A 22,765-nucleotide genomic window follows, 5' to 3' on the forward strand; every position below is an offset into this window, starting at 1 on the left:
GGGTGGAGTACGTTTCAAGGAGGTTCAGACACGAGCCGACGGTAGTCCCCGCCTCGAGACGGCTCCCTCGGCGTCGCCGCACTCGGCCCGGCCTATCACCGAAACATGCTGGGCGATATGTCCGTTCGGCGGTGAACCGGAGCGTTGAGCATGACCAATCAACTAAGTCCGCGCCAACCCCGCATGTCTCGTCGACTGTTGTCGCATCCGCAGCATTCGAGAACGCGCGATTACGCCCGCGGCCAGTTGCGCATCCGGGTGGACGCCCTGCCCGGCGTCCGGGTGCTGGCCGTCATCGGCGAACTCGACCTCGCCACCGCGCCCCTGCTACACCAGGTCGTGCGCGCCGGTGAGCACTTCCCCGCGACGGTGGTGGACACCAGCCGGATCGCCTTCCTCGGCTTCGCCGGGGTGGACGTGCTCATCCTCGCCGCCGAACGAGCCGAGGACGGCGACCGGAAATTCGCCGCGGTCGTGTCGTCACGGCCCACGCAGCGGGCGTTCGACCTGTCCGGTGCCGCCGCCTGGATCAGGTGCTATCCCCGCTTGGGCAGCGCGCTGGACGCGGTCTCGGAAAGCTGAGCAAGCGGCGGGCCCGGAACGCCGCGGTGGTGCATGATCCGCGTGCTGCGGGGTAGCCGACAGGGGATGGACCAACTACGAGCACCGATTCTGGACGCACTGGACGACTACCGGCGGCGTGGCCGGTACGGCTTCACACCGCCCGGCCATCGACAGGGGCGCGGCATCGACGACCGGGTACTGCAGATACTCGGCGACGCTTTCCGCAGCGATGTGCTCGCCTCCGGCGGGCTCGATGATCGGCGCGCCCGCGGCGAGTACCTGTCGGACGCCGAAGATCTGATGGCCGACGCCGTCGGCGCCGAGATGGCGTTCTTCTCCACCTGCGGCAGTTCGCTGTCGGTGAAGGCCGCGATGCTCGCCGTGGCCGGCGGTGGCGACGGCGGGCTGATCCTCGGGCGGGACAGCCACAAATCCATTGTCGCCGGACTGATCTTCGCCGGCCTGCTGCCGCGGTGGGTGACCCCGCGCTGGGACGCCGAACGGCATTTCTCCCATCCGCCCTCGGTCGAGCAGATCGAGGACGCGTGGCAGCGGCACCCGGACGCCTCCGGTGCGCTGATAGTCAGTCCGAGCCCGTACGGGACCTGCGCGGATATCGCCGGGATCGCCGAAGTGTGCCACCGTCGCGGCAAGCCGCTCATCGTCGACGAGGCGTGGGGGGCGCATCTGCCCTTCCACGAGGAGCTGCCGACCTGGGCGATGGACGCGGGCGCCGACGTCTGCGTGGTGAGCGTGCACAAGATGGGCGCCGGATTCGAGCAGGGTTCGGTCTTTCACGTCCAAGGCGACCTGATCGACCGGGCGCGCCTGAGCGCTTGCGCGGACCTGTTGATGACCACCAGCCCGAACGTCCTGATCTACGCCGCGATCGACGGTTGGCGCCGGCAGATGGTGCAGCACGGTCACCGGTTGCTCGACGACGCGCTGCGCCTGTCGGATCGGCTGCGCACCGAGCTGGCGCGGATACCGGGCATCCAGGTGATGGAGAAGGAGCTGCTCGGTGTCGAAGCCTCGCACGACCTGGATCGCATGCAGGTGCTGATGGATGTATCCGATACCGGGGCAACAGGTTACGAGGTCGCCGACTGGTTGCGCGCGGAGCGGCACGTCGATGTGGGGCTCAGCGACCATCGGCGCGTCCTGGCCACACTGTCCTTCGCCGACGACGACGATACCGCCGACCGTCTCGTCGCGGCGCTCACCGCATGGCGGGAACAGGTGAAAGATCCTGCGCCGCATCATATCCGGCTGCCGTCCCCGGACGAACTGGAGCTGGAGACCGTGATGTTGCCGCGGGATGCCTTCTTCGGTCAGGTGCAGGCGGTGCCGCTGACGCAGGCGCCCGGACGCATCGCGGCCGAGCAGGTCACGCCGTACCCGCCGGGTATCCCGGTCATCGTCCCCGGCGAGCGGATCGACGAGGCGGTCGTCGAATACCTGCGCACGGGGCTGGATTCCGGGATGAACGTGCCCGATCCCGCCGATCCCGAACTGCACACCATCCGCGTGGTCGCCGAGTGAACGGGAGTCGTTGTGCCCGGTCGTGATTCGCCGCCAGGGGCCGCCGAGTTCGTGCCGGGCGGGCGTCTCTCGCTGCGAACCCTGCGGGCGGCCGCGCAAGGGTGCCACGGCTGCGATCTGTACCGGGATGCCACCCAGACGGTGTTCGGCGAGGGACCGGCCGCGGCCGCCGTCGTGATGGTGGGCGAGCAGCCCGGCGATCAGGAGGACGTGCAGGGGCATCCCTTCGTCGGACCCGCGGGCGGTCTCCTGGACCGCGCGCTGGCCGAGGCGGGCATACCGCGCGACCAGGTCTATCTCACCAACGCGGTGAAGCATTTCAAGTTCACCGAACGCGGCAAGCGGCGGATTCACAAGCAGCCCGGTCGCACCGAGATCGTCGCGTGCTCCGCGTGGCTGAGTGCGGAGCTGTCCCTGGTGCACCCGAAGCTGGTGGTGGGCTTGGGCGCGATCGCCGCCAAAGCGTTGCTGGGCAACACTTTCAAGGTCAGTGAGCGCCGTGGCGAGGTGATCGCGCACGGCGACTACGACGTGATCACCACCGTGCATCCCGCCGCGGTGCTGCGTGCGCCAGACCGGACCGCGGCCTACCAGGCGTTCGTCGACGATCTCGGAATCATCGCCAGGAAAGCCGGTTTCCGGCCCGGCTGAGCCTGTTTCTGCTCCGGTTGCCCGGGTATGCCGCCCCTGACCGAGTCGCGCAACGCGACAGCAACGAAAGGGGTTCACATGAGCACGTTGGCCGCCACCGTGGATGTCGAGGTACCGGTCCGCACCGCCTACAACCAGTGGACGCAATTCGAGTCGTTCCCCGAGTTCATGGAGGGTGTGGAGGCGGTGCAGCAGCTCGACGACCGGCACACCCACTGGCGTATCCACGTCGGGCCCTCGACCCGCGAATTCGATGCCACCATCACCGAGCAGCACCCGGACGAACGGGTGGCGTGGAAGTCCGATTCCGGCCCCCAGCACGCGGGGGTGATCACCTTCCACCGGCTCGATGACACGCACACCAGGATCACCGCGCAGATGGACGTCGATCCGGACGGCTTCGTGGAGACCGTCGCCGACCGTCTCGGCGTGCTGAAGCACCGGGTGAACGGCGATATGCAGCGGTTCAAGGAGTTCATCGAGAGCAGGCAGCACGAGACCGGCGCGTGGCGCGGGGATATCGAGCGTCCTGACGCCTGATCGCCGTCCGAGGCCCGACCAGAGACAGAGGAGGTGCCGGTGGTGCCGGTAGCCGAGACCGAGAGCCCGCAGCGGGTGGTGATCGTCGGCAGCGGCTTCGCCGGCTTCACCTGCGCTGCGAAACTGTGCCGCCGCCTGGCGAAGGCGGGCCGCGACATCGAGGTCGTGCTCGTCACGCCCGACGATTACATGCTCTACACGCCGTTGCTGCCGGATGTGGCGGGCGGTTTGATCGATCCACGATTCGTGGTGATCTCGCTCGCCGACGCGCTACCCCGGGTGCGCCTCGTGGTCGGCAAAGCCGAATCCGTTGACCTGCAACGTAAGTCGATCACCGTGCGCAGCGAGTACTACCCGGCGCGGGAACTGTCGTGGGATCGGCTGGTGCTCACGCCCGGGTCGGTGACCCGGCTCTTCGACGTGCCGGGTCTGGCCGAGCACGGGCGCGGCCTGAAAACCATTGCCGAGGCACTGTATCTGCGGGAGCAGCTGCTCCGGCAGCTCGAATTGGCCGACCACGAAGACGATCCCGAGCTACGCCGGGCCCGACGCACCGTCGTGGTGGTCGGCGCTTCGTACGCGGGCACCGAACTGATCGCACAGTTGCGCGCGCTCGCCGACGCCTACGCCCACCGCCGCGGTTTCGACCCCGCCGAGGTCCGTTTCGTGCTGCTGGACATGGCCGACCGGGTGATGCCCGAGGTGGGCGAGCGACTCGGCGACAAGGTGTTGACGGTGTTGCGAGGCAGGGGAATCGACATTCGATTGCAGACCTCGCTGCGTGAACTGAGCGACGGCCACGTCGTGCTCACCGACGACAGCGTGATCCCGACCCACACGGTGGCCTGGGTGACCGGCGTGACCGGTGCACCGCTGTTGAGCACTCTGGATCTGCCCCTGGAACGCGGCCGCCTGGTGGTCGACGCGAAGCTGGGCGTGCCCGGCCATCCTGACGTGTTCGCGGGCGGCGATGCGGCGGCGGTCCCGGATCTGACCAAGCCGGGCCAGATCACCCCGCCGACCGCGCAGCATGCGACGCGTCAGGGAAAAACCCTGGCGCGCAATGTGGCCGCGAGTCTGGGCATCGGCGCCGCCGCACCGTACAAGCACCGCGACATGGGACTGGTCGTCGATCTGGGTCCGGGCTTCGCCGTCGCCAACCCGATGGGCATCCATCTGTCGGGCCGACTCGCCAAGGTCGTGACCCGGGCCTATCACACGTATGCGGTGCCCAGAGGCGTGAATCGGTGGGCGATCTCGTTGGCGTACGCCACCAACGCGGTGACTCCGCGCCCGCTTGCCCTGCTCGGCCTGGTGAGTCCGGAGGAAGCCAGTTTCGGTGGCAGCGAAGGGATTCCGGACAAGCAACCGGCATCGAAGTAGGAGGTCGCGCAATGAGCAAGCGAAATGTCGTGCACGCGTTGCTCGAGCGAGCGGGTGACGGCTATGCGGCGCAGGCCGGTATCGATCTGGCCGACAAACCCGCGCCCCTGTTCCAGCTGCTCGTGCTCGCCGAGCTGCTGAGCACCCGGATCTCGGCGGATATCGCCGTCGCCGCGGCGAAGGAGCTGATCTCCACCGGATACCGCACCCCGCAACGGATCGCGGACGCGCAGTGGCAAGAACTCGTGGATGCGCTGGGCCGCGCGCACTACAAGCGCTACGACGAGAGCACCGCGACCCGGCTCGGAGCAAACGCGAACCTGGTGCTCGACAAATACGGCGGTGATCTACGAAAGCTGGGCGAGGCTGCCGAACAAGACCGGGCCCGCGCGGCGCAGCTGCTCCAGGAATTCCAGGGGATCGGGCCCACCGGCAGCGATATCTTCCTGCGGGAGGTCCAAGACGTATGGACTTGGGCGAGACCGTATTTCGACGAGCGCGCCAAGAAGGGCGCCCAGCAGGTCGACCTGCCTACCGACACCGACGAACTCGCCGCGCTGGCACCGGACGGCCGCGTCGGCGCGTTGGCGGCGGCGCTCGTGCGCGTTGCGCTGGACGACGAATTCGCCGAGCAGATCCGCGCGGACGCGCGCTGAGCGGCTGCGGCTACCGGCACTTCTCCAGCGTGGCGTCGGCGAGTTCTGCCACCACATCCCGTACTTGGCGGTTGTTCCGGAAGGCCGCGATCTGGCGGCGGGCACCGTTGCCGCGCTCGAGCACCGTGGCCACCGCATCCGTCACGAAGGTGCGATCACCCAGCTCGTCGAGAGCGGGCGCGACATGCTCCAGCAACGCGGACAGCCGTGCCGGGGCCGGTTCCACGCGCCGGGTCACCGGATCGAGACCGTTGCCGTCGAGTCCGAAGCGGGCGGCGTTCCAATAGGCCGCGCGCAGCACCTCGCCGGGGACTTCCGGCGCGCGTTCGCCGCGTTCCAGCGCCGCCCGAGCCATCATCGCGGTGGCGCGCACCAGCGTGGCCAGCAGAGCGGTCTCGGTGACGGTGGCGGGCACGTCGCTGACCCGGACCTCGACGGTGGGAAACGATTCGGACGGCCGGACGTCCCAATAGACCATCTTGGTGTCGAGGATGTTGCCGCCCGCGATCATCATGTCGACCATGGCCGCGTAGTCGGCGGCGGAGTCGAAATAGGGCGGCGGCCCGGCGCTCGGCCAGCGCCGCCACAGGATGCTGCGCCAGCTCGCGTAGCCGGTCTCGGCCGCGCGATAGATCGACGAGTTCGCCGTGAGCGCCAGATACACGGGCAGCCACGGCCGCAGATAGTTGCTCACCTGGATCGCCGTCTCGCGATCGGGCACCGCGACATGGACGTGGCAACCGCACAAGCCCTGCTCGTGCGCGATCATTCCGAACGTGTCGGCGATGCGCCGATAGCGCTCGGTATCGGTGATCGGGAACTGCTCGGGCACGGTAGGCGGCACCGCGACGGCCAGCAGGCGGGTGCCCGCGTGCGCCGCGCATTCGGCCACCTTGCTCCGCAGCCCGGCGAGTTCGCGCAGCAGCGCCGGGGTCTCGGTGTGCACGCCGGTGCTGGTCTCGACCTGGCACGCGGTCAGTTCGAGTTGCAGCTCGACGCCGCGTTGCTCGGCGGCCGCGGCCACCTCGGTGTTCTTCGCGACGGGAGCGCCCGTGGCCGGATCGACGAGCAGGAACTCCTCTTCGACCCCGACGGTTATCGTGTTTGCGTCCAGCACTGACGGCTCCTCAGTTCGTGGTGCGCAGCAGGCGGATCACCGCGCGCTCGACCGTGTTCTGGCGTTGCTCGTCCGAACCGCCCCGGGCCGCACGGCGCAAGGCGGCCGAGATCGTCGCCCCGCGCTCGAAGGCGGTCAGTACGCGGGGATCGACATAGGACGCCCGCGCGACGGCCGGGGTATTGCCCAGTGCCGCAGCGACATCCGCGATCACCGTGCGCTCCACCGCTTTGCGTCCGCGCTGCGAGTCCGGCCGCTCGACCGAGCCGAAACCCGCCGCGGCCAGTACCGTGCCGTGCCAGGTGCGCAGATCCTTTACGCTGCACTCGCTTTCGGACCACTCCCGGAACAGGTCGTTGATATCGTCGGCATGCAGCTCGCAGTACCGCGACCCCTTTCGGTAGACGAGCAGCCGTGGCGAGTCGTGCCGGCAGCGGCGCAGCGACCGCACGACGCGGGCCGAGTCGGCGTCGCGAATCCGCACCCGGCGCTGGATACCGCCCTTCGCCGGATAGTCGAACGACATCTCGGCACCGGACAGCCGGACCTGCTCGCGCAGCAGGGTCGCGACCCCGCGCGTCCCGTGCTCCTGCGCGTATTCCTCACCGCCGACCCGGAATACGCCCCGATCCACCAGCGTCACGGCGAGCGCGGCCACCCGTCGCAGCCCCAGGCCGGGCTCGGTCAGTTCGGCGTGGATGCGCCGGCGGAGTTCCGGTAGTCCGGCGGCCAGGTGGAGGACGCGATCGAACTTCTCCTCGTCGCGCTCTTTGCGCCACTGTTCGTGATAGAGGTACTGGCGCCGGCCCGCGGCGTCGACCCCGACCGCCTGGATGTGCCCGTTGTCGTGCGGGCAGATCCACACCTTGCGCCACGCGGGCGGTATCACCAGGCCACGAATGCGCTCCAGCGCTGCCTCGTCCGCGACCCGGGCGCCCTCGGTGCTCACGTAGGAGAAACCACGTCCGCGCGCCACTCGGCGCAGGCCGGGCCCGTACGGCGTGCTGCGTCGCAGCCGCATATCCGCGAACCTCCTCGGTCGTCCGTCATGGGTGGCTAGCTGGACGTTCCCCAGGAGGAGGGAGACAAACAGGACGCCCACGCGGCGACGGATGCCCGTTTGGTGCGGAGTGCGCCGGGAACGCCATAAGGATGAAGGACACTCTCGAACGTGAAACGAAATGGGAGGTCGATCGAGCCTTCGCCCTCCCACCGCTCGACGACCTGGTGCCCGGCGGGCGGGTCGAGGCGACGGCGGTGGAGCTCACCAGCACCTATTTCGACACCACCGACCGCGATCTGCTCTCCCACGATCTGGTGCTGCGGCGCCGGGCCGGCACCGACGAGTCCGGCTGGCAGCTGAAGATCCCGCAGGACGACGGCAGGCTGGAACTGGTCGCCGCGTGGTCCGACGAACTGCCGGACGAACTCGCCGACGTGGTCACCGGCGCCGCACTCGGCAGGCGACTGCACGAGGTCACGACGATTCACACCCTGCGTAACCGGCACCGGGTGTTCGGGCCGGACGGCGAACTCGTCGTCGAGGTCGATGACGACACCGTGCGGACCACGCCGGGCGACGGATCCGCGCCCGCCCTGGCCTGGCGCGAAATCGAGGTGGAACTCGGCCCGCGTACCGCGGCCGCGCCCGCCGAACTGCTGGACCGGCTCGCCGCGGCGGGTGCGTCGCGGTCGAAGTATCCGTCCAAGCTTTCGCGTGCGGTGGCGCCGAATGATGAACCCGCCGTCGCGCGTTCGACGGCGGAGCGGGCGATCCAGGAGTACCTGAACGCGCAGATCGATGTCGTCTTCGCCGGAGACCTCGCGCTGCGCCGTGGCGACGATCCGATCCACGACACCCGCGTCGCGACCCGGCGCCTGCGCAGCACGCTGCGCGTCTTCGGGAGACTGCTGGACCGTCCGGCGATCGAGGGCATCGCCGACGAATTGAAGTGGTATGCCGGACTGCTCGGCGAGGTGCGGGACTGCCAGGTCCAGCGGGCGCGCCTGGCCGCCGAGATCGAGGAGCTGCCTCCGGAACTCGTCCTCGGCCCGGTGGCCGGCCGGATCGATGCCACCCTGCTCGAACGGCAGCTGACCAGCCGGGCCGCCCTCGCGGCGGCGTTGGATTCGCCGCGATATCTGGCGCTGCTCGCGGCGCTGCAGGCGTGGAAGTCGCAGCCGCCGTTCGCGGTTCGGGTGCGCAAGGGCGAACTGGTGCGGCGCGCGGGCCGGGCGGCACGCAAAGCCGACAAGCGGCTCGCGGTGGCGCTGGGCGACCAGCGCGACGAATCGCTGCACCGGGCGCGCAAGGCCGCCAAGCGCGCGCGGTACGCCGCGGAGGTGCACCAGCCGGTGCACCGGCGCACTGCCGCGAAGTCGAATATCAAGTACTACAAGAAGATTCAACGCGTACTCGGCGACCACAACGACGGCGTGGTCTCGGCCGGACTGCTGTGGCGGCTCGCGACGGCGGCGGGCACGACCGGTGGTGAGAACGGCTTCACCTACGGCCTGCTCTACGCGAACGAGCAGCACGCCGCCGGGCGGGCGCGGCGACTGGTGGCCGAGATCGCCCGCTAGTCGCGGTTCGTGTGGAACTCTGTGAGTTGCTTTATCCGGCACTGGAATTCGGAACACTTTCCAGGTTCCAAAGTTGACCCTTCATCGGTTCCCGTTCGGAAAGATGTGGCGTGACAAGGACATTCGCGTCATAACGACGACTTTTCCGGTTCCCCTCGGCCGACGCGTGGGATAGCGTGCGCGAGTATGAATTTCGTGCGAGGAACCGTCGCGATAGCGGTGGCCGCCGTGCTGGCGTCGACCGGTATCGCGCACGCCGCACCGGCCGATCCGGGTCGCTGCCGCGATCTGCTGCTGCGGGTGCCCGATGGGGAACTGGGTGCCCGAATGTGCCTGCCGGAGCGGGCCACCGATACCGTGCTGGTCTTGATGCCCGGCGCGGCGACCAATGCCCGGTACTGGGATTGGCCCGCGGTCGGGGAGAAATACAGCTTCCGGCGCGCTATGAACGCCGCGGGCTACGCGGTCGTCTCGGTGGACCGGTTCGGCACCGGCCGCAGCTCGCGCCCGCCGAGCGGTAGCGTCACCTCACCCCGGGAGGCCGACGCGGTGACCGGGATCATCGCCGGATTGCGCCGCGACGGAATGGCCGGGCACCCGCCGTTCCGGAAGGTGGTGTTCGGCGGCGTCTCGTTGAGTTCCGGGATCGGGGTGCTCGCGGCGGTCGGCGGGGCGCAGCTGGACGGCCTGCTGCTGACCGGGTATTCGCACTCGGTGAATCCGTTGGGCACCATGGCCGCCGCGGTCACGTTCCGCTCGGTGGCCGCCGACCCGGACCCGCGCTTCGCCGGTCACGATCCCGGCTATCTGACCACCGCCCCGGGCACCCGGCCGGCGAGTTTCGCGGTGCCCGGCACCGATCCGGCGGTCCTCGCCGCCGACGAGGCGGAGGTGAAGGACACGTTCACCCTCGCCGAGATGGTCACCGGTCTCGTCACCACCGTCGGACCGATGACCCGCCGGATCGGCGTGCCGGTGATGATCGTCAACGGCAGCGAGGACAAGCTGTGCTCGGTGTGCGCCGACACGGCGGCGCTGTACGCGGCCGAGGCGCCGTTCTTCGCCCCCGCGGCGCGACTTCGGACCTACGTGCTGCCGGACGCGGGACATGCGCTGGTGATCGCGCGCGAGGCCCGCGCCCATCAGGAGGCCGTGCTCGACTGGTTGGGCACGCTCGGCTGAGCCCGCGCGGTCGGCGACCTGCACCCCGGGCTCTACGGACCGGTGCGAAAAGGGCGGTGGCACAGGCTGCGATGCACCATTTCGGTGAGCGTGACGATGTCGAACACCGGGATGCCGAGACGACGCTGTATCGCGTGCCCGTAGGGCACCAGGTCGGTGCATTCGATCACCAGCGCGCCGAGCGCCGGATGCGCCGCGGCCAGGCGGTCGACCTCGTCGAGCACCTCACGCCCGAGCCGGTCGGCGTCGAGCGTGGTCCGGCGTCCCTCGAGCACGACCTCGCGGAACTCGGGACGGGTGTCCATTCCGGCGACGCGGATCGGCAGCGTCTCGGCGCCGATCGCGCGCAGATGCCGCCAGGTCAGCGCGTCCCGTTTGGCGACGAGGACGCCGATCTCGCGATCGGCGGCGATCATGCGACGTACCATCGGCAACTGGATGAGGCTCGAGCTGTACAGGGGTACCCGCACGGCGTCGGCCAACTGCTGCTGGAACAGGACGAGGAACCCGCAGCCGCTGGTGATCGCGGCCACCCCGCGGGCTTCGAGTTCCTTTGCGGCAGAGACGAACGGCGCGAGCAACGTCGGGTCTGCCTCGGCCACCACCCGCTGCGGTGTCGCGCCGTGCACCACCTGGTAGACGACGGGAAAGTCGAAGGTCGACGGATTCCGGATATGGCCGGGGAGTTTGGTGAACGCGGTGTCGAGGCACAGCACACCGATCGTGCTGCCGCGCCGGGTGTTCGGGTGCGCGGTCATGCGGGCCGCCGGTCGCGTGGCCCGCCGAAACGATTCGGGCGCAAGGGAACCGGATCGGTGATCGGTGTCTCGCCCGAGAGCAGGTGTCCGACCAGTTCACCGCAGGCCGGCGCGAGCCCCATGCCGATATGGCCGTATCCGGCGGCGACGATCAGGTTGCCCGGCCCGGCCCGGCCGATGACCGGCAGGCCGTCGGGTGTGCTGGGGCGCAAGCCACTCCAGGTCTCGCGGGTGTGCGTCTGTTCGAGCTCGGGCAGGTAATCGCGGACAGTGCGCAGCATGCTCCGCACCCGGCGGTCGGAGCTGGTGTTGTGCATCCCGGTCAGCTCGAGGGTGCCGCCGATGCGCAGGCGATCGCCCAGGGGGACCAGTGCCACCCGGCCCTCGCTCAACAGGATCGGACGGCTCGGCCCGCTCGGCGGCATGTCCACGGTGACGCTGTAGCCCTTGATCGGTTGCAGCGGTAGCTCGACCCCGGCCATCCGCGCGCATTCGGTCGACCAGGCGCCCGCGCTGAGGACCACCGCACCGGGACGGAGGTCACCGTGAGTTGTGCTGAGCCGACTGATCTTTCCCGCGGTGATCGCGAAGCCGGTCAGTTCGGTGTATTCGCGGATCTCGACGCCGAGCGCGCGCAGCAGGCGACCGAACTCGAGCATGAACTCCGGCACCCGCAGATACGCGCCCTCCGGGTTGTACAGCGCGCCCTGGACGGCGAACCGCGTCCTGGGCTCCAGTTCGTCCAGCTCGCCCGGTGTGAGGACACGCAACGGGATCCCGTTGGCGACGGTGCGGGCGACGGCCGCGCGCGCGACGGAAAAGCCCTGGGCGGTGCGGTAAGTCAGGACGATCCCGGGCGTTGCGAAAGTGTCCGCGATCCTTTGCGATACGCAGAGCTCCAGCAGGATCTCGAGGCTGCGCCGCTTCATCGCGGCCAGGGTCCGAAATCCCGCGGCCGCGGCCGACGGTGTGCAGGCCCGCCCGAATTGACCGAGCCAGCGCAGCGAGGCCCGGTCCGCGCGCGGACGCACGTGGAACGGGGCGTCCGGATGCAGCATGGCGAGTGAGCGCCACGAGCGCATACCCGGCTCCGCCAAGGGCGCGGCGCCGTGCGTGCCGACGAACCCCGTGTTCCCGCTGGAACACGACTGCGGGCCGCCGAGCGCGCCGCGCTCCAGCACGGTGACCGCCGCGCCGGCGCGGCGCAGGTGATAGGCGCAGAACAAGCCGGCGACTCCGCCGCCGACGACCACGACGTCCGGGTCGTCGCGCACGGGCGGCGCCGGCTCTTCGGACACGGCCGCCACCTACACGGTGACGACGAAGAAGTTCGTCGGCAGATTCACCACGACCCGCTCGTAGATCTGTGCCATCACCGCCGCGCCGGGTTCGGTGAACGTGCCCGGCGGTGGTTCGGCGAACCGGATCACCGAGCGTCCGGCGTCGAAAAGCTGTGCGCCGTGGCCGAAGTCGCCGACGATGGCACTGCCCGGCTCGACCAGACGGGTACGCACGATGAACACGCCGTTCTGTTCCAGATCGGTCATCAGGGTCCCGGTGCCCATGGCGCGGTAGTAGTCGACCGGGTTGATGATCATGCCGTCCGCGGTGCCGCCCATCTGCTCGATCTCGTTGCAGGCGCGCAGGATCGTCGAGCTGAACGGCCCGGCCGAGGTCATCCGCTCGATGCCCGGAATGTTGAGCAGGCCACCCGCGCTCGCGATGATCGTGTAGTTCTCCGCCGTACACAGCCGCACGATCAGGCGATAGTTGATGAAGGATTCGAATGTGTCGGGGTCCTCCCACAGCTGTGGCGGCACCTGGACCCAGGCGGTGGTGGGCAGCAGTTCGGGGATCGGCGACCTGTGGAACCTGCTGGCCAGTTCGCGGCGGACGTCGGCGCCGTCGATCGGGGCGTCAGCCACGCCGGGCGGGCTCTCGTGCCAGTAGTACTGACGCGGATCCCGGGACAGGTCAATGGCTTTGAGCATATTGCGGGCGGGGTGGCGCGGCTTGCGCCGCGAGCTGGTCAGCGAGTCGGTGATCGTCACGTCGTACTCGACCGCGGCCGCCAGACCCCGCTCGGCGCAGCACTCCACGAACATCCGTCCCGGTGAGAGTTCCTGCGCGCGATCCCGGACGACCTGCGCCAGTGTAGATTTCACGCCATCGGTGGGCAGCATGCCTTACTTCCTTCCGTGTCGCCGGCGACAGTGCCGGTCACGCTGGTTCGGCGGGGTGTGACCAACTCGGGCCGAGCAGGCTCGCGCCGCCGTCGACCAGTTGGACCGTCCCGGTCAGATAGGAGGACCGCGCGCTCGCCAGAAAGGCGGCGACGGCGGCCATTTCGTCCGGTTGGGCGATCCGCCCGATCGCGGTGTGCCGGCCGAGCGTGTCGAACTCGGCGTCGATCCGGTCGGTGCGTTGCGCCACAACGCGTTCCAGCAGGGGCGTGCGGGTCGCGCTGGGTGCCAGCACGTTGACCGTCACGCCGTCGCGGCCCACCTCGACGGCCAGCGATTGGGCGAAACGGGTGATGGCCGTCCTGGTCACACCGGACAGCGCCAGGTCGCCGATCGGCACGCTCGCGGTCTCCGAGGTCACGAAAATCACACGGCCCCACTGGGCTTTGCGCAGATACGGGAGTGCGGCGAGCGCCACGTCGACCGCGGGCATCAGCACGCCGTCGATCGCCGCCCGGTATTCCGCCGTCGCGAAGTGGGCCGCGTTCCCCGTGGGTGGGCTGCCGCCGCTGACCACCACGACGTGCACCGCACCGAATTCGGCGGCGACCTCATCGATCCAGCGGTGGGTGGCCGCGCTGTCGGTGATGTCTACGCTGGTGGCGTGCACCCGCGCCCGGGCGACCTCCTTCACCGCCCGCTCCGCCGCGGCCAGCCGGGCAGTGTCGCGCGCGCCGATCGCGACGTGCGCGCCCTCGGCCGCCAGTTCTCGCGCGATGGCCAGCCCGATACCGCTCGACCCGCCCGCGACCAGCGCAACCTTGTGCTCGAGCCCGAGATCCATGACTACCCCTTCGCTTTCGTGGTGCCGAGCTCGTAGCCGTAGCGGCGCGCGAGCGGCCAGGACAGTGCGGCGACGGTGCGCTGGGCCGGCTTCGGCAACCCGGACCGCCAGGAATCGTCGGACGGACGGATGACGGTGGCCCCGGTGCGGAAGCGATCCGGGTTCCCGGTCACCGTGTGATTGGTGTGCAACTCGACCGTGCGATCGGTGACCGGATTCGCGGCGGGATCGGACGCGCAGTGCGCCAGCATCGCGGCGATCGTCTGTTCGGGCGCGGCGATGAAGTCCTCGTAGCGCAGGAACCGGGAGCGTTGCGGATGGCGCCGGGTGATCGCGTGCGTGGCGAGATTGAATCCGGTCCAGTAGCCGGTGCTCTTGCCCGGCGACATCGCGTACACGTATTCCTTCGGCTTGCTCCAGGATTGGGCGACCGCACGTGGGTCGCGCACCAGATGGACGTAGTACGGGGTGATGCCGTCCAGATACGGCAGCAGGGCCGCCTCGCCGGGAATCTTGCTGGTATCGACGATCACTCGGGCGTTCGTGCGTGCCGCGACGGCGTGATAGACCTCGGTCATCAGCGCGGCGTGGGCGCGCAGCGGCGCGCTGCGCACACCGCGGCCCAGGACCCGCCAGGTGTGGCGGGTCCGGACGCTACCGAGCTGGCGCCGGATGACCGCGTCGGCGTGCGCGGCGAACGGCGTATCGGCAGGCTGACCGATCGGCAGCACGGTGGACCAGATCGGGCAGTCGACGAGCTCGAGCCCGCAGCCGCACTCCTGGTTCACGCCGCGTCCGGCCGCGTTCTTCCAGAGGAAGGCCAGCTCGCCGACGTGAAAGAAGCCGGGGATCTCGTTCAGGATGTTGCCGATGATGGTGCTGCCGTTGCGGCACCATCCGGTGATGCACAGGACCTTCAGCGGGGTGGGGTTCGTCATCTGCCGACTGCCTTCTCCGTGGTGACCGCTTGCCGGATCGTCAGGGCCAGCACCGAGGCGGCGAGCGCGCAGGCCGCGCCGACCACGAAGACGGCGGGGTAGCCGAATCCGGTCGCGACGGCCCCGGTCGCCGGCCCCCAGACGAACAGGCCCAGATCCCAGAACGAGGTGTAGGCGCCGATTGCCGCGCCCTGCTTGGTGTTTTCGGTGTTGTTCATGACCATCAGCGCCAAAGACGGGTGCAGGAGCGAGAATCCGACACCCATGACCACGGCGCCGAGCACCGCGACCGGCAGATTCGGCGCCCACGCGATGATCAGCAGCCCTGCGGCTTCGCCTGCGCCACACCAGGATGCGACCCGTCGCGGTCCCAGTTGATCCGGCAGATGCCCGATGAACAACCGGGTGCCCGCGTACACCGCGCTGAAGGTGCTCAGCACCACGACGCCCGCATCGATGCCGCGTTCCTGCAGACCGCTGATCACGAACGCGGCCAGGCCGACATAACCCGCGGCGCCCAATGCCAGGCCGAGTCCGGGTAGCACCGCGGGCCGCAGCAGCAGTCCACGGCCACTGGACGCCGCGACGTGCGGCTGCGGCGCGACGATGCTGATCAGGACCGCGCCGAGCAGCGGTACGGCGGCACAGAACGCCCACACCGCGTCGATGCCGAAGTGCCGCAACACCGCACCGAGCGCGGTGCCCAGCGAAATGCCGCCCCACATGGCGATGCCGTACAGACCGATGATTTGGCCGCGGCGGTTGTGCGGGGCAAGGGTCACGGTCCAGACCGCGCCCGCGGTGAACAGGGCGGCCTCGCCGATGCCGAGCAGCAGCCGGACCACGATCAGGCCCGCCAGACCCACCGGGAGGAAGTACAGCAGGCCGCCCGCGGCGATCGCGAGCGCGCCGAAGCGCATCACGGAGCGGTGCCCGTATCGATCCGCGAGTCCACCGAAGATCGGACGGGTGAGCAGTGCGGTGAGCGCGGTCGCGGTGACCGCGAGACCCACCGCGAGATCGCTCGCCCCGAACTGATCCCGGACGTGCGCGGGCAGCACCGGGATCGCCGCGGACAGGCCGAGATAGCCACAGAACAGTCCGCCGAACACGCCGGCCAGGGCGAGCCGGGGTAGCGCGCCGGCGTCGTCGCTCATCGCAGCCCGGCCGCTGCGGAGCCCGCGCCTTCTTCGGTGCCGAGTTCGGCGGCGGCGACTTTGCGCACCGCGGTGACGAGTTCGTCGCAGTCCGCGGGCGTCAGCGTCGAGGACAACGGGATATCCACGGCCCCCTGTAGATAGCGGGTCGCCGCGGGCAGCAGCTCCTGGATGGCGGTGGTCGTCATGCCGCGGAACAGGAACCGCCAGTTCCAGAAGGCCCGGATGTTGTGATCGGCGTCGGAACCGAGATTGCGCGCCTCGATGCCCTCGTGACACAGTGCCCGCGCGAACCACTGAGCGCGCCCGCTCGGCACCCGAAAGATGAAGGCCTCGCCGAGATATGCGCCCGGCGCGACCGGCTGCCGGATCCGGATTCCGTCGACGTCGGCCAGTGCCGCGGCGACGTGATCGTAATTGCGCCGGAACGCGGCCAGCCGCACCGGCAATCGGGCCAGCTCGGCGCGCAACAGCGCGGCGCGGATCTCGTCCATGCGAAAACTGAGCAGCGGCAGGTCCAGATCGGTGGCGATCGGTGGCTCGCCGTCCGGGAAATGCCGGCGCAATCGACCTTCGTATGCGCCGGAAAGCACAGTGGCGCGGGCGAACAGCGCGCTGTCGTCGGTGACGAGAAAGCCGCCTTCGCCGCTGTTGAGCGACTTGTCCGATTGGGTGCTGAACGCGCCCGCCACGCCGAAGGTGCCGAGTTTGCGGCCGGCCAATTCCGCGCCGAGCGCGGGCACGGCGTCCTCGAACACGGGCACGCCCATTTCGTCGGCGAATTCGAGCAGGGCCGCCATATCGCCGGCGAAACCGCGCATGTGCACCACCATGATCGCGCGGACCTGCGGAGTCCACCGGCGTCGCAGATCGGCCACGTCCAAATGCAGGTTCTCGTCGACGTCGACGAGAAACGGCGTGCATCCGGCGAGCAGGATCGCACTGGGCGTCGCCGCGAAAGTGAAACCGGGACAAGCGATCAGGCTGCCGAGCGGAATGCCCGCGCCCATGATCGCCAAGGCCAGCGCGGTGGTGCCGCTGGAGGTGGCCAGGGCGTGCTTGCAGCCGAAATAGCGGCACAGTTCGGCTTCGAATCCGGCGCACTCGGTCTCGTGTGCGGGCCGGTAGTCGTAGCGGAAATAGAGGTGGCTGCGAATGGCGCGCAACGCCGCCGCCTCGTCTTCGGGATAGACGCACACGGCGCCTCGGTCATAGGTCGGCCAGGGCGCCGATCGGACGGGAACGCCGCCGTCCAGCGCCAGCCGCGAATCGGTAGCTATCCGTGCGCCCGGCAGTTGCCGGGTCGATGCCGAATGGTCTATCTCATTATCCGCCATCGGAATTCCTTGCCAAACAAACAGTAGAACATCGGCGAGCCGCCACCGCATCGTCCGTCGAGTTTCCCCCGGGGAAATGGTAGGACGTCCGTGGAACGGTACACCGAAATTTCATTCCGGATACCCGAAATCGATTGCCCAGCAATGCGGTCTATTGTTGAGACGTCACCGAAATCGCCTTGCCCAGGCAGGCGAAATGAGAGCGCGCGGATATGACGCGGATGCGCCAGAGCGCGAAAGCGGCCACGGCCGAAAGGCTTCCGGACACACGAAAACGCCCGCATCCTGCGGTGGCCGGTGGGTGGGCGCGCGGGATGCGGGCGGTTCGGGGATCAGGCGATGATGCGGAGCGGCTGCTCCAGCAGCTCCTTCAGGTGGGCGAGGAACTGGGCGGCGACCGCGCCGTCGATGGCGCGGTGATCGGCGGACAGGGTGACGCGCAGGATCTTGCGTGTCACCACCGCCCCGTCGGCGAGGCGCAGTTCGTCGGCCGCCGCACCGACCGCGAGGATCGCGGACTCCGGCGGATTGATGACGGCGGTGAACTGCTCGATCCCGAACATGCCGAGATTGGAGATGGTGAACGTGCCGCCGGACATCTCGTCCGCGCGGAGCTTGCGCTCGCGCGCCCGCACGGCCTTGTCCCTGGTCTCGGCCGCCAGCTCGGAAACGCTCTTGCGATCCGCGTCGCGCAGTACCGGCACGAGCAGACCCGCCGGGGTGGCCACCGCGACACCGAGATGAATCCCGTTGTGCCGCAGCAGCTTGTCGCCCGCGAAGCTGACATTGACCGCAGGGTCCTTGCGCAGTGTGGTGGCAACCGCCTTGACCAGCAGGTCGTTGAGGCTGACCTTGCCCTCGTCCGCGGCCGCCAGCGTCGTGTTGAGCTGCGTGCGGAAGGCGAGCAGGTCGGTCACGTCGATCGCGGTGGTCAGGTAGATGTGCGGGGCCTGCTGCTTGCTCTCGGTGAGCCGGACCGCGGAGACCCGTTGAATGTTGGTGAGCGGGATCTCTTCGTAGTCGACCGTCGCCAGGACAGGCTGTGCGGTAACGACACTCGGTGCGGGCGCGGGAGCAGCCGGTACGGCGGGTGCCTCGGTCGCTGGGCTGGGCGCGGCAGCAGGGCTGGGCGCGGCGGTGGTGCCGGATGCGGCGATCCGGCGGTGCGCGGCTTCCACGTCCTGACGGGTGATCCGGCCGCCGGGGCCGGTGCCGACGACCGCGGCGAGATCGACCCCCAGTTCCCGCGCGATCTTGCGAGCCAGGGGAGACGACTTCTTGCGGTCGTCCGCGCCGACAGTGGGATCGCTCTGCGCCGCAGGCGTTTCCTGGACCGGGTCGGCCGGACGGGCTTGCGCCGGAGCGGTCTCGGCTGGTTGTGCCGCCGCAGCCGAATCCGCCGGTTGCGCCACGGCCGCCGAATTCGCCTGTGGCGCAGTGCCGCTACCGTCCCCGACGATCGCGATGGGCTCGCCGATCGGCACGCGCACCCCCGGCGCGGCGAGGATCTGTTCGAGCACGCCGTCCTCGTACGCCTCGAGTTCCATGAGCGCCTTGTCGGTTTCGATCTCCGCGACGACCTCGCCGCGGGTGATCTGCTCGCCGACCTGCTTGAGCCAGGCGGAGACGACGCCGTCCTCCATGGTGTCGGAGAGCCGGGGCATGGTGATTTCGGGCATGGTCAGGACCTCCGGCCGACGGCCGCAAGGGTTTCCACCGCGGCGGTGTAGAGCGAATCCGCGGACGGCAGGGCGAGCTTCTCCAGCGGTTTCGCGTAGGGGAGCGGAACCTCGGCCATCGCGACGCGACGAACCGGGGCGTCGAGGTAGTCGAACGCGCCGTCGGAGATCGAGGCCGCGATCTCGGCGCCGATCCCGTAGGTGAGCCAGTCGTCCTCGCCGACGACCGCGCAGCCGGTCTTGCGCACCGACGCGATCAGCGTCTCGCGGTCCAGCGGGCGCAGGCTGCGCAGATCGATCACTTCGGCGGAAACACCCTCGGCGGCAAGGCGTTCGGCGACCTGGGTGGCGACGGTGGCCATCCGGGAGTAGCCGATGAGCGTGATGTCGGTGCCGGCCCGGGTGACCGCGGCCTTGCCGATCTGCGCGGCCGGAAGGTCCACCGGCACTTCGCCCTTGGTGTTGTAGAGCGACAGGTTCTCCAGGAACAGGACCGGATCGTCGTCCTCGATCGCGGCCTTGAGCAGTGCGCGGGCATCGGCGGGCGTGCTCGGCGCCACCACCTTCAAGCCGGGCACGAAGGCGTAGTACAGCTCGATGTTCTGCGAATGCGTCGCGCCGAGCTGCTGGCCGCCGCCGCCCGGCGTGCGGATGACCATGGGCACGCTGGTCTGCCCGCCGAACATGCCGTAGATCTTGGCGGCGTGGTTGACGATCTGGTCCAGCGCGAGCAGTGAGAAGTTGATCGTCATGATCTCCACCACGGGGCGCAGGCCCAGCATGGCGGCGCCGATCGCGGCGCCGACGAAACCTTCTTCGGCGATCGGAGTGTCGCGTACTCGCTTCTCGCCGAATTCGGCGAGCAGTCCGGCGGTGATCTTGTAGGAGCCTTCGAAGACGCCGATCTCTTCCCCGATCAGGAAGACGTCGTCGTCGCGGCGCATCTCCTCACGCAGGGTTTCGCGCAGCGCTTCGCGATAGGTCATGACAGGCGCTGGGGGATGGGTAGGCACAGTTGGTCCTCAGACGGTGAAGAGCGGGTCGGCGGGCAGACGGCGGGAGTCGCTCGGGACCGGCGTGGCGTAGTTGTAGTCGAACAGGCTCGACGGGTCCGGGTGCGGGCTCGCATCGGCGAATTCCACCGCGGCGGCTACGCTTTCGGTCACCTCCCGTTCGATCTCGGCCAGCGACTGATCGGTGAGCACGTCGGCGGCGAGCAATCGGTGCTGCCACAGCGCGATCGGATCGTGTTCGCGCGCCGTGGCCACCGCTTCGGTGCTGCGGTATTTGGCCGGGTCGACCACCGAGTGGCCCTTGAGCCGGTAGCTGACCGCCTCCAGTAGCGCCGGTTTCCCTTCGCGGCGTGCGGCTTCGATGAGCTCGCTCGCCATATCGCGCACGGCGAGCACGTCGGTGCCGTCCACCCGTTCGCCGCGCATGCGGTAGGCGGCGGCCCGCTTCCACAGATCCGGCTCGGCCGAGGAGTGCTCGACCGTGGTGCCCATGCCGGTCTGGTTGTTGATCACCAGGAAGACCACCGGGAGCCGCCACAGCGCGGCGATGTTGAGCGATTCGTGGAACGCGCCGATATTGGTGGTGCCCTCGCCCATCTGGCACACCACCACGTCGTCCCCGCCGCGGTAGTCGATGGCCAGGGCCGCGCCGATGGCGAGCGGAACCTGGCCGCCCACAATGGCGTAGCCGCCCAGCAGGCGGGTCGCGGTGTCGTACATGTGCATCGAGCCGCCCCAGCCCTTGGAAGTGCCGGTGGCGCGGCCGTACAGCTCGGCCATCACCCGGCCCGGCTCGATGCCTTTGGCCAGCGCGTAACCGTGCTCGCGGTAGTTGGTGAACAGGTAGTCGGTGGGCCGCATCGCGGCGCCGAGGCCGACCACGGTGGCTTCCTCGCCGAGGTTCAGGTGGCAGTAGCCGCCGATCTTGGCCTGCTGGTAGCTCTGCGCGGTGCGCTCTTCGAAACGCCGCACGAACAGCATGTCGCGGAACAGGCCGCGCAGGATCGCGGGATCTTCGGTGGCGAAGGCGGATTCGGCGGTGACGGGCGCGGACTTGGTGGTTCGCCGCGTGGTTTTGCGCGGAGCGCTCGTGGTGGTCATCTGCGGCTCCTAACGCTTACGCGGCGCGATGTGCACCGGCAGTCCGAGCCCGGCCAGCGCCGTCTCCATGCCGATCTCGCCGAGGGTGGGGTGGGCGTGAATGGTGTCGGCCAGCTCGTCGAGCGTCGCCTCCAGGGCGATGGCCAGCGCGCCCTCGGTGATCAGGTCGCTGGCCGACGGACCGATGATGTGCACGCCGAGCACTTCCCGATGCTGTTGCCCGGCAACGATCTTCATGATGCCCTCGGTGTCGCCGAAGGTTTTCGCCCGGCCCAGCGCCGCGAACGGGAACTTGGCGGTGATCACCTCGTGGCCGGCCGCCCGCGCGGCCGCCTCGGTCAACCCGACGCTCGCGATCTCCGGATGGGTGAAGGTGGCCGCCGGGATCACCGTGTAGTCGATGTGCGCGTCGTGCCCGGCGATCACGTCGGCTGCGGTGAGGCCCTGGTGCGAGGCGACATGGGCGAGCAGTGCCCGGCCGGTGACGTCGCCGATGGCGTAGACGTGCTCGACCCCGGTCCGGAGCTGGTCGTCGACCTCGATGAAACCCCGTGCGTCCGTGCCGATTCCGGCGATGTCCAGACCCAGGTCCGCGGTGTTGGGCCGGCGGCCGACCCCGACCAGTACGACGTCGGCGGGGATGTCCTGCGGCTTCGGTCCGGCGACCGAGACCCGCAATCCGTCGTCCTGCGCGATCGCGGTGACAGTGGCTCCGGTGAGCACGGTGATACCGCGTTTGCGGAAGGAACGGCCGAGCGCGTCGCCGATCTCCTTGTCCTCCAGCGGAACGAGGCGATCCTGCATCTCCACCACGGTGACCTGGCTGCCGAACGTGGCGAACAGGCTGGCCCATTCCGCGCCGACCGCACTGCCGCCGATGACCACCAGGCGTCGCGGCACGTCGGTGAGCCCGAACGCGCCGTCGGAGGTGACGACACCGGGCAGGTCGGCTCCGGGAATCGGCAGCAGCGCGGGCACCGAGCCGGTGGCGACGATCACGTCCTGCGCGCTGACCTGGCGCACCGGCGCGCCCGGCGCGGCGGCGTAGCGGGGACCGCCCTCGAAGATGGGGGACGCGCCGGTCTCGTGCACCTCGACCGTGGTCGGCCCGACGAACCGGGCATGGCCCTCGATGACCGTCACGCCGTTGGCCTTCAGCAGGCCGGCGACGCCGTCGGTGAGTTCCTTGACGACTCCGTCCTTACGCTGCCGCACGGCCGCGAAGTCGAAGCGCACATTGTCGGCGTAGACGCCGAATTCCGCTGCGGCGGTGAGGGTGTGGAAGACCTCGGCGGAACGCAGCATCGCCTTGGTCGGGATGCAGCCCCAGTTCAGGCAGACGCCGCCCGGGCGCTCCTTCTCCACCAAGCCGACCCGGAGTCCGCGCTGCGCGCCCCGGATCGCGGCCACGTAGCCGCCCGGTCCGCCGCCGATCACCAGTAGATCGAATTCCGGCACTCGTGGTGCTCCTCATCTCGACGATTAGCGACCCGGCCGGGTTGTGGCGCGGGTCGTTCTCTCGAGTCTTGTGGGCCGC

The 22,765-nt window shown here is 69.3% G+C and carries 21 protein-coding genes; 8 read left to right on the forward strand and 13 right to left on the reverse strand.

Annotated elements, in window-relative coordinates; all coding sequences use genetic code 11:
* Positions 1–183 precede the first annotated feature (183 nt).
* The 6 genes from O3I_RS19270 to O3I_RS19295 all read left to right on the forward strand — a co-directional run bounded on the left by O3I_RS19270 (position 184) and on the right by O3I_RS19295 (position 5,336).
* Positions 184–582, forward strand: coding sequence for an STAS domain-containing protein (locus O3I_RS19270; RefSeq protein WP_167829155.1), 399 nt, complete (start codon positions 184–186; stop codon positions 580–582).
* A 66-nt stretch (positions 583–648) separates the two neighbouring features.
* Complete coding sequence (locus tag O3I_RS19275) at positions 649–2,106, forward strand: aminotransferase class I/II-fold pyridoxal phosphate-dependent enzyme (protein WP_014984636.1); 1,458 nt, start codon at positions 649–651, stop codon at positions 2,104–2,106.
* Between the two features lie 12 nt (positions 2,107–2,118).
* Entirely contained in the window at positions 2,119–2,757 is a 639-nt protein-coding gene (locus O3I_RS19280; RefSeq protein WP_014984637.1) for a UdgX family uracil-DNA binding protein, read from the forward strand.
* 78 nt (positions 2,758–2,835) lie between these two features.
* Entirely contained in the window at positions 2,836–3,297 is a 462-nt protein-coding gene (locus tag O3I_RS19285; protein WP_014984638.1) for an SRPBCC family protein, read from the forward strand.
* Between the two features lie 39 nt (positions 3,298–3,336).
* Positions 3,337–4,680: an NAD(P)/FAD-dependent oxidoreductase gene (locus O3I_RS19290; RefSeq protein ID WP_014984639.1), complete on the forward strand. Its 1,344-nt coding sequence runs from the start codon at positions 3,337–3,339 to the stop codon at positions 4,678–4,680.
* 11 nt (positions 4,681–4,691) lie between these two features.
* Entirely contained in the window at positions 4,692–5,336 is a 645-nt protein-coding gene (locus O3I_RS19295) for an endonuclease (protein ID WP_014984640.1), read from the forward strand.
* A gap of 10 nt (positions 5,337–5,346) precedes the next feature.
* Here O3I_RS19295 and O3I_RS19300 read toward each other — a convergent pair whose 3' ends face one another.
* Both O3I_RS19300 and O3I_RS19305 read right to left on the reverse strand, forming a co-directional pair.
* On the reverse strand, positions 5,347–6,453 hold the full coding sequence (locus O3I_RS19300) for a glutamate--cysteine ligase 2 (protein ID WP_014984641.1): 1,107 nt from the start codon (positions 6,451–6,453) through the stop codon (positions 5,347–5,349).
* Between the two features lie 10 nt (positions 6,454–6,463).
* A complete protein-coding gene (locus tag O3I_RS19305; protein ID WP_014984642.1) occupies positions 6,464–7,474 on the reverse strand; it encodes a DNA topoisomerase IB in 1,011 nt (336 codons plus the stop codon).
* A 131-nt stretch (positions 7,475–7,605) separates the two neighbouring features.
* Here O3I_RS19305 and O3I_RS19310 point away from each other — a divergent pair, with 131 nt between their 5' ends.
* Positions 7,606–9,036, forward strand: coding sequence for a CYTH and CHAD domain-containing protein (locus tag O3I_RS19310; RefSeq protein WP_014984643.1), 1,431 nt, complete (start codon positions 7,606–7,608; stop codon positions 9,034–9,036).
* Between the two features lie 186 nt (positions 9,037–9,222).
* Positions 9,223–10,218 carry an alpha/beta hydrolase gene (locus O3I_RS19315; protein WP_014984644.1) on the forward strand — a complete coding sequence of 332 codons (996 nt, stop codon included), beginning with the start codon at positions 9,223–9,225 and terminating at the stop codon, positions 10,216–10,218.
* A gap of 32 nt (positions 10,219–10,250) precedes the next feature.
* Here the strand turns inward: O3I_RS19315 and O3I_RS19320 are convergent, their stop codons facing one another.
* From O3I_RS19320 to lpdA, 11 genes are all read right to left on the reverse strand, one after another.
* The gene (locus O3I_RS19320) at positions 10,251–10,976 is read right to left on the reverse strand and encodes an aspartate/glutamate racemase family protein (protein ID WP_014984645.1); all 726 of its coding nucleotides are present in this window, start codon (positions 10,974–10,976) and stop codon (positions 10,251–10,253) included.
* Positions 10,973–12,274 carry an NAD(P)/FAD-dependent oxidoreductase gene (locus tag O3I_RS19325; protein WP_202804948.1) on the reverse strand — a complete coding sequence of 434 codons (1,302 nt, stop codon included), beginning with the start codon at positions 12,272–12,274 and terminating at the stop codon, positions 10,973–10,975. Before O3I_RS19325 ends, O3I_RS19320 begins: the two co-directional genes overlap by 4 nt.
* Before the next feature lie 9 nt (positions 12,275–12,283).
* Positions 12,284–13,159, reverse strand: coding sequence for a family 3 encapsulin nanocompartment shell protein (locus O3I_RS19330; protein WP_014984647.1), 876 nt, complete (start codon positions 13,157–13,159; stop codon positions 12,284–12,286).
* 37 nt (positions 13,160–13,196) lie between these two features.
* Positions 13,197–14,003, reverse strand: coding sequence for an SDR family NAD(P)-dependent oxidoreductase (locus tag O3I_RS19335; protein ID WP_014984648.1), 807 nt, complete (start codon positions 14,001–14,003; stop codon positions 13,197–13,199).
* Between the two features lie 2 nt (positions 14,004–14,005).
* Positions 14,006–14,941, reverse strand: a complete 936-nt coding sequence (locus O3I_RS19340) for a sulfotransferase (protein WP_014984649.1) — start codon at positions 14,939–14,941, stop codon at positions 14,006–14,008.
* Positions 14,938–16,098 carry an MFS transporter gene (locus tag O3I_RS19345; protein ID WP_014984650.1) on the reverse strand — a complete coding sequence of 387 codons (1,161 nt, stop codon included), beginning with the start codon at positions 16,096–16,098 and terminating at the stop codon, positions 14,938–14,940. Before O3I_RS19345 ends, O3I_RS19340 begins: the two co-directional genes overlap by 4 nt.
* Positions 16,095–17,435: a DegT/DnrJ/EryC1/StrS family aminotransferase gene (locus O3I_RS19350; protein WP_014984651.1), complete on the reverse strand. Its 1,341-nt coding sequence runs from the start codon at positions 17,433–17,435 to the stop codon at positions 16,095–16,097. The genes O3I_RS19345 and O3I_RS19350 overlap by 4 nt, the downstream gene beginning before the upstream one ends.
* A gap of 332 nt (positions 17,436–17,767) precedes the next feature.
* Positions 17,768–19,114, reverse strand: coding sequence for a dihydrolipoamide acetyltransferase family protein (locus tag O3I_RS19355; RefSeq protein ID WP_014984652.1), 1,347 nt, complete (start codon positions 19,112–19,114; stop codon positions 17,768–17,770).
* A 2-nt stretch (positions 19,115–19,116) separates the two neighbouring features.
* Positions 19,117–20,100: an alpha-ketoacid dehydrogenase subunit beta gene (locus tag O3I_RS19360; protein ID WP_014984653.1), complete on the reverse strand. Its 984-nt coding sequence runs from the start codon at positions 20,098–20,100 to the stop codon at positions 19,117–19,119.
* 36 nt (positions 20,101–20,136) lie between these two features.
* Complete coding sequence (pdhA, locus tag O3I_RS19365) at positions 20,137–21,228, reverse strand: pyruvate dehydrogenase (acetyl-transferring) E1 component subunit alpha (protein ID WP_014984654.1); 1,092 nt, start codon at positions 21,226–21,228, stop codon at positions 20,137–20,139.
* Positions 21,229–21,237: 9 nt separating this feature from the next.
* Positions 21,238–22,686, reverse strand: coding sequence for a dihydrolipoyl dehydrogenase (gene lpdA / locus O3I_RS19370; protein ID WP_014984655.1), 1,449 nt, complete (start codon positions 22,684–22,686; stop codon positions 21,238–21,240).
* Positions 22,687–22,765 lie beyond the last annotated feature (79 nt).

The sequence above is a fragment of the Nocardia brasiliensis ATCC 700358 genome (genome assembly GCF_000250675.2).
Taxonomy (GTDB): domain Bacteria; phylum Actinomycetota; class Actinomycetes; order Mycobacteriales; family Mycobacteriaceae; genus Nocardia; species Nocardia brasiliensis_B.

Excerpts from the sequence above, each read along its gene's own strand:
- O3I_RS19270 (WP_167829155.1), top strand. The coding sequence starts at position 184 with ATGTCTCGTCGACTGTTGTCGCATCCGCAGCATTCGAGAACGCGCGAT.
- O3I_RS19275 (WP_014984636.1), top strand. The coding sequence starts at position 649 with ATGGACCAACTACGAGCACCGATTCTGGACGCACTGGACGACTACCGG.
- O3I_RS19285 (WP_014984638.1), top strand. The coding sequence starts at position 2,836 with ATGAGCACGTTGGCCGCCACCGTGGATGTCGAGGTACCGGTCCGCACC.
- O3I_RS19295 (WP_014984640.1), top strand. The coding sequence starts at position 4,692 with ATGAGCAAGCGAAATGTCGTGCACGCGTTGCTCGAGCGAGCGGGTGAC.
- O3I_RS19305 (WP_014984642.1), bottom strand. The coding sequence starts at position 7,474 with ATGCGGCTGCGACGCAGCACGCCGTACGGGCCCGGCCTGCGCCGAGTG.
- O3I_RS19310 (WP_014984643.1), top strand. The coding sequence starts at position 7,606 with ATGAAGGACACTCTCGAACGTGAAACGAAATGGGAGGTCGATCGAGCC.
- O3I_RS19315 (WP_014984644.1), top strand. The coding sequence starts at position 9,223 with ATGAATTTCGTGCGAGGAACCGTCGCGATAGCGGTGGCCGCCGTGCTG.
- O3I_RS19320 (WP_014984645.1), bottom strand. The coding sequence starts at position 10,976 with ATGACCGCGCACCCGAACACCCGGCGCGGCAGCACGATCGGTGTGCTG.
- O3I_RS19330 (WP_014984647.1), bottom strand. The coding sequence starts at position 13,159 with ATGCTGCCCACCGATGGCGTGAAATCTACACTGGCGCAGGTCGTCCGG.
- O3I_RS19335 (WP_014984648.1), bottom strand. The coding sequence starts at position 14,003 with ATGGATCTCGGGCTCGAGCACAAGGTTGCGCTGGTCGCGGGCGGGTCG.
- O3I_RS19340 (WP_014984649.1), bottom strand. The coding sequence starts at position 14,941 with ATGACGAACCCCACCCCGCTGAAGGTCCTGTGCATCACCGGATGGTGC.
- O3I_RS19345 (WP_014984650.1), bottom strand. The coding sequence starts at position 16,098 with ATGAGCGACGACGCCGGCGCGCTACCCCGGCTCGCCCTGGCCGGCGTG.
- O3I_RS19350 (WP_014984651.1), bottom strand. The coding sequence starts at position 17,435 with ATGGCGGATAATGAGATAGACCATTCGGCATCGACCCGGCAACTGCCG.
- O3I_RS19355 (WP_014984652.1), bottom strand. The coding sequence starts at position 19,114 with ATGCCCGAAATCACCATGCCCCGGCTCTCCGACACCATGGAGGACGGC.
- O3I_RS19360 (WP_014984653.1), bottom strand. The coding sequence starts at position 20,100 with ATGACCTATCGCGAAGCGCTGCGCGAAACCCTGCGTGAGGAGATGCGC.
- pdhA (WP_014984654.1), bottom strand. The coding sequence starts at position 21,228 with ATGACCACCACGAGCGCTCCGCGCAAAACCACGCGGCGAACCACCAAG.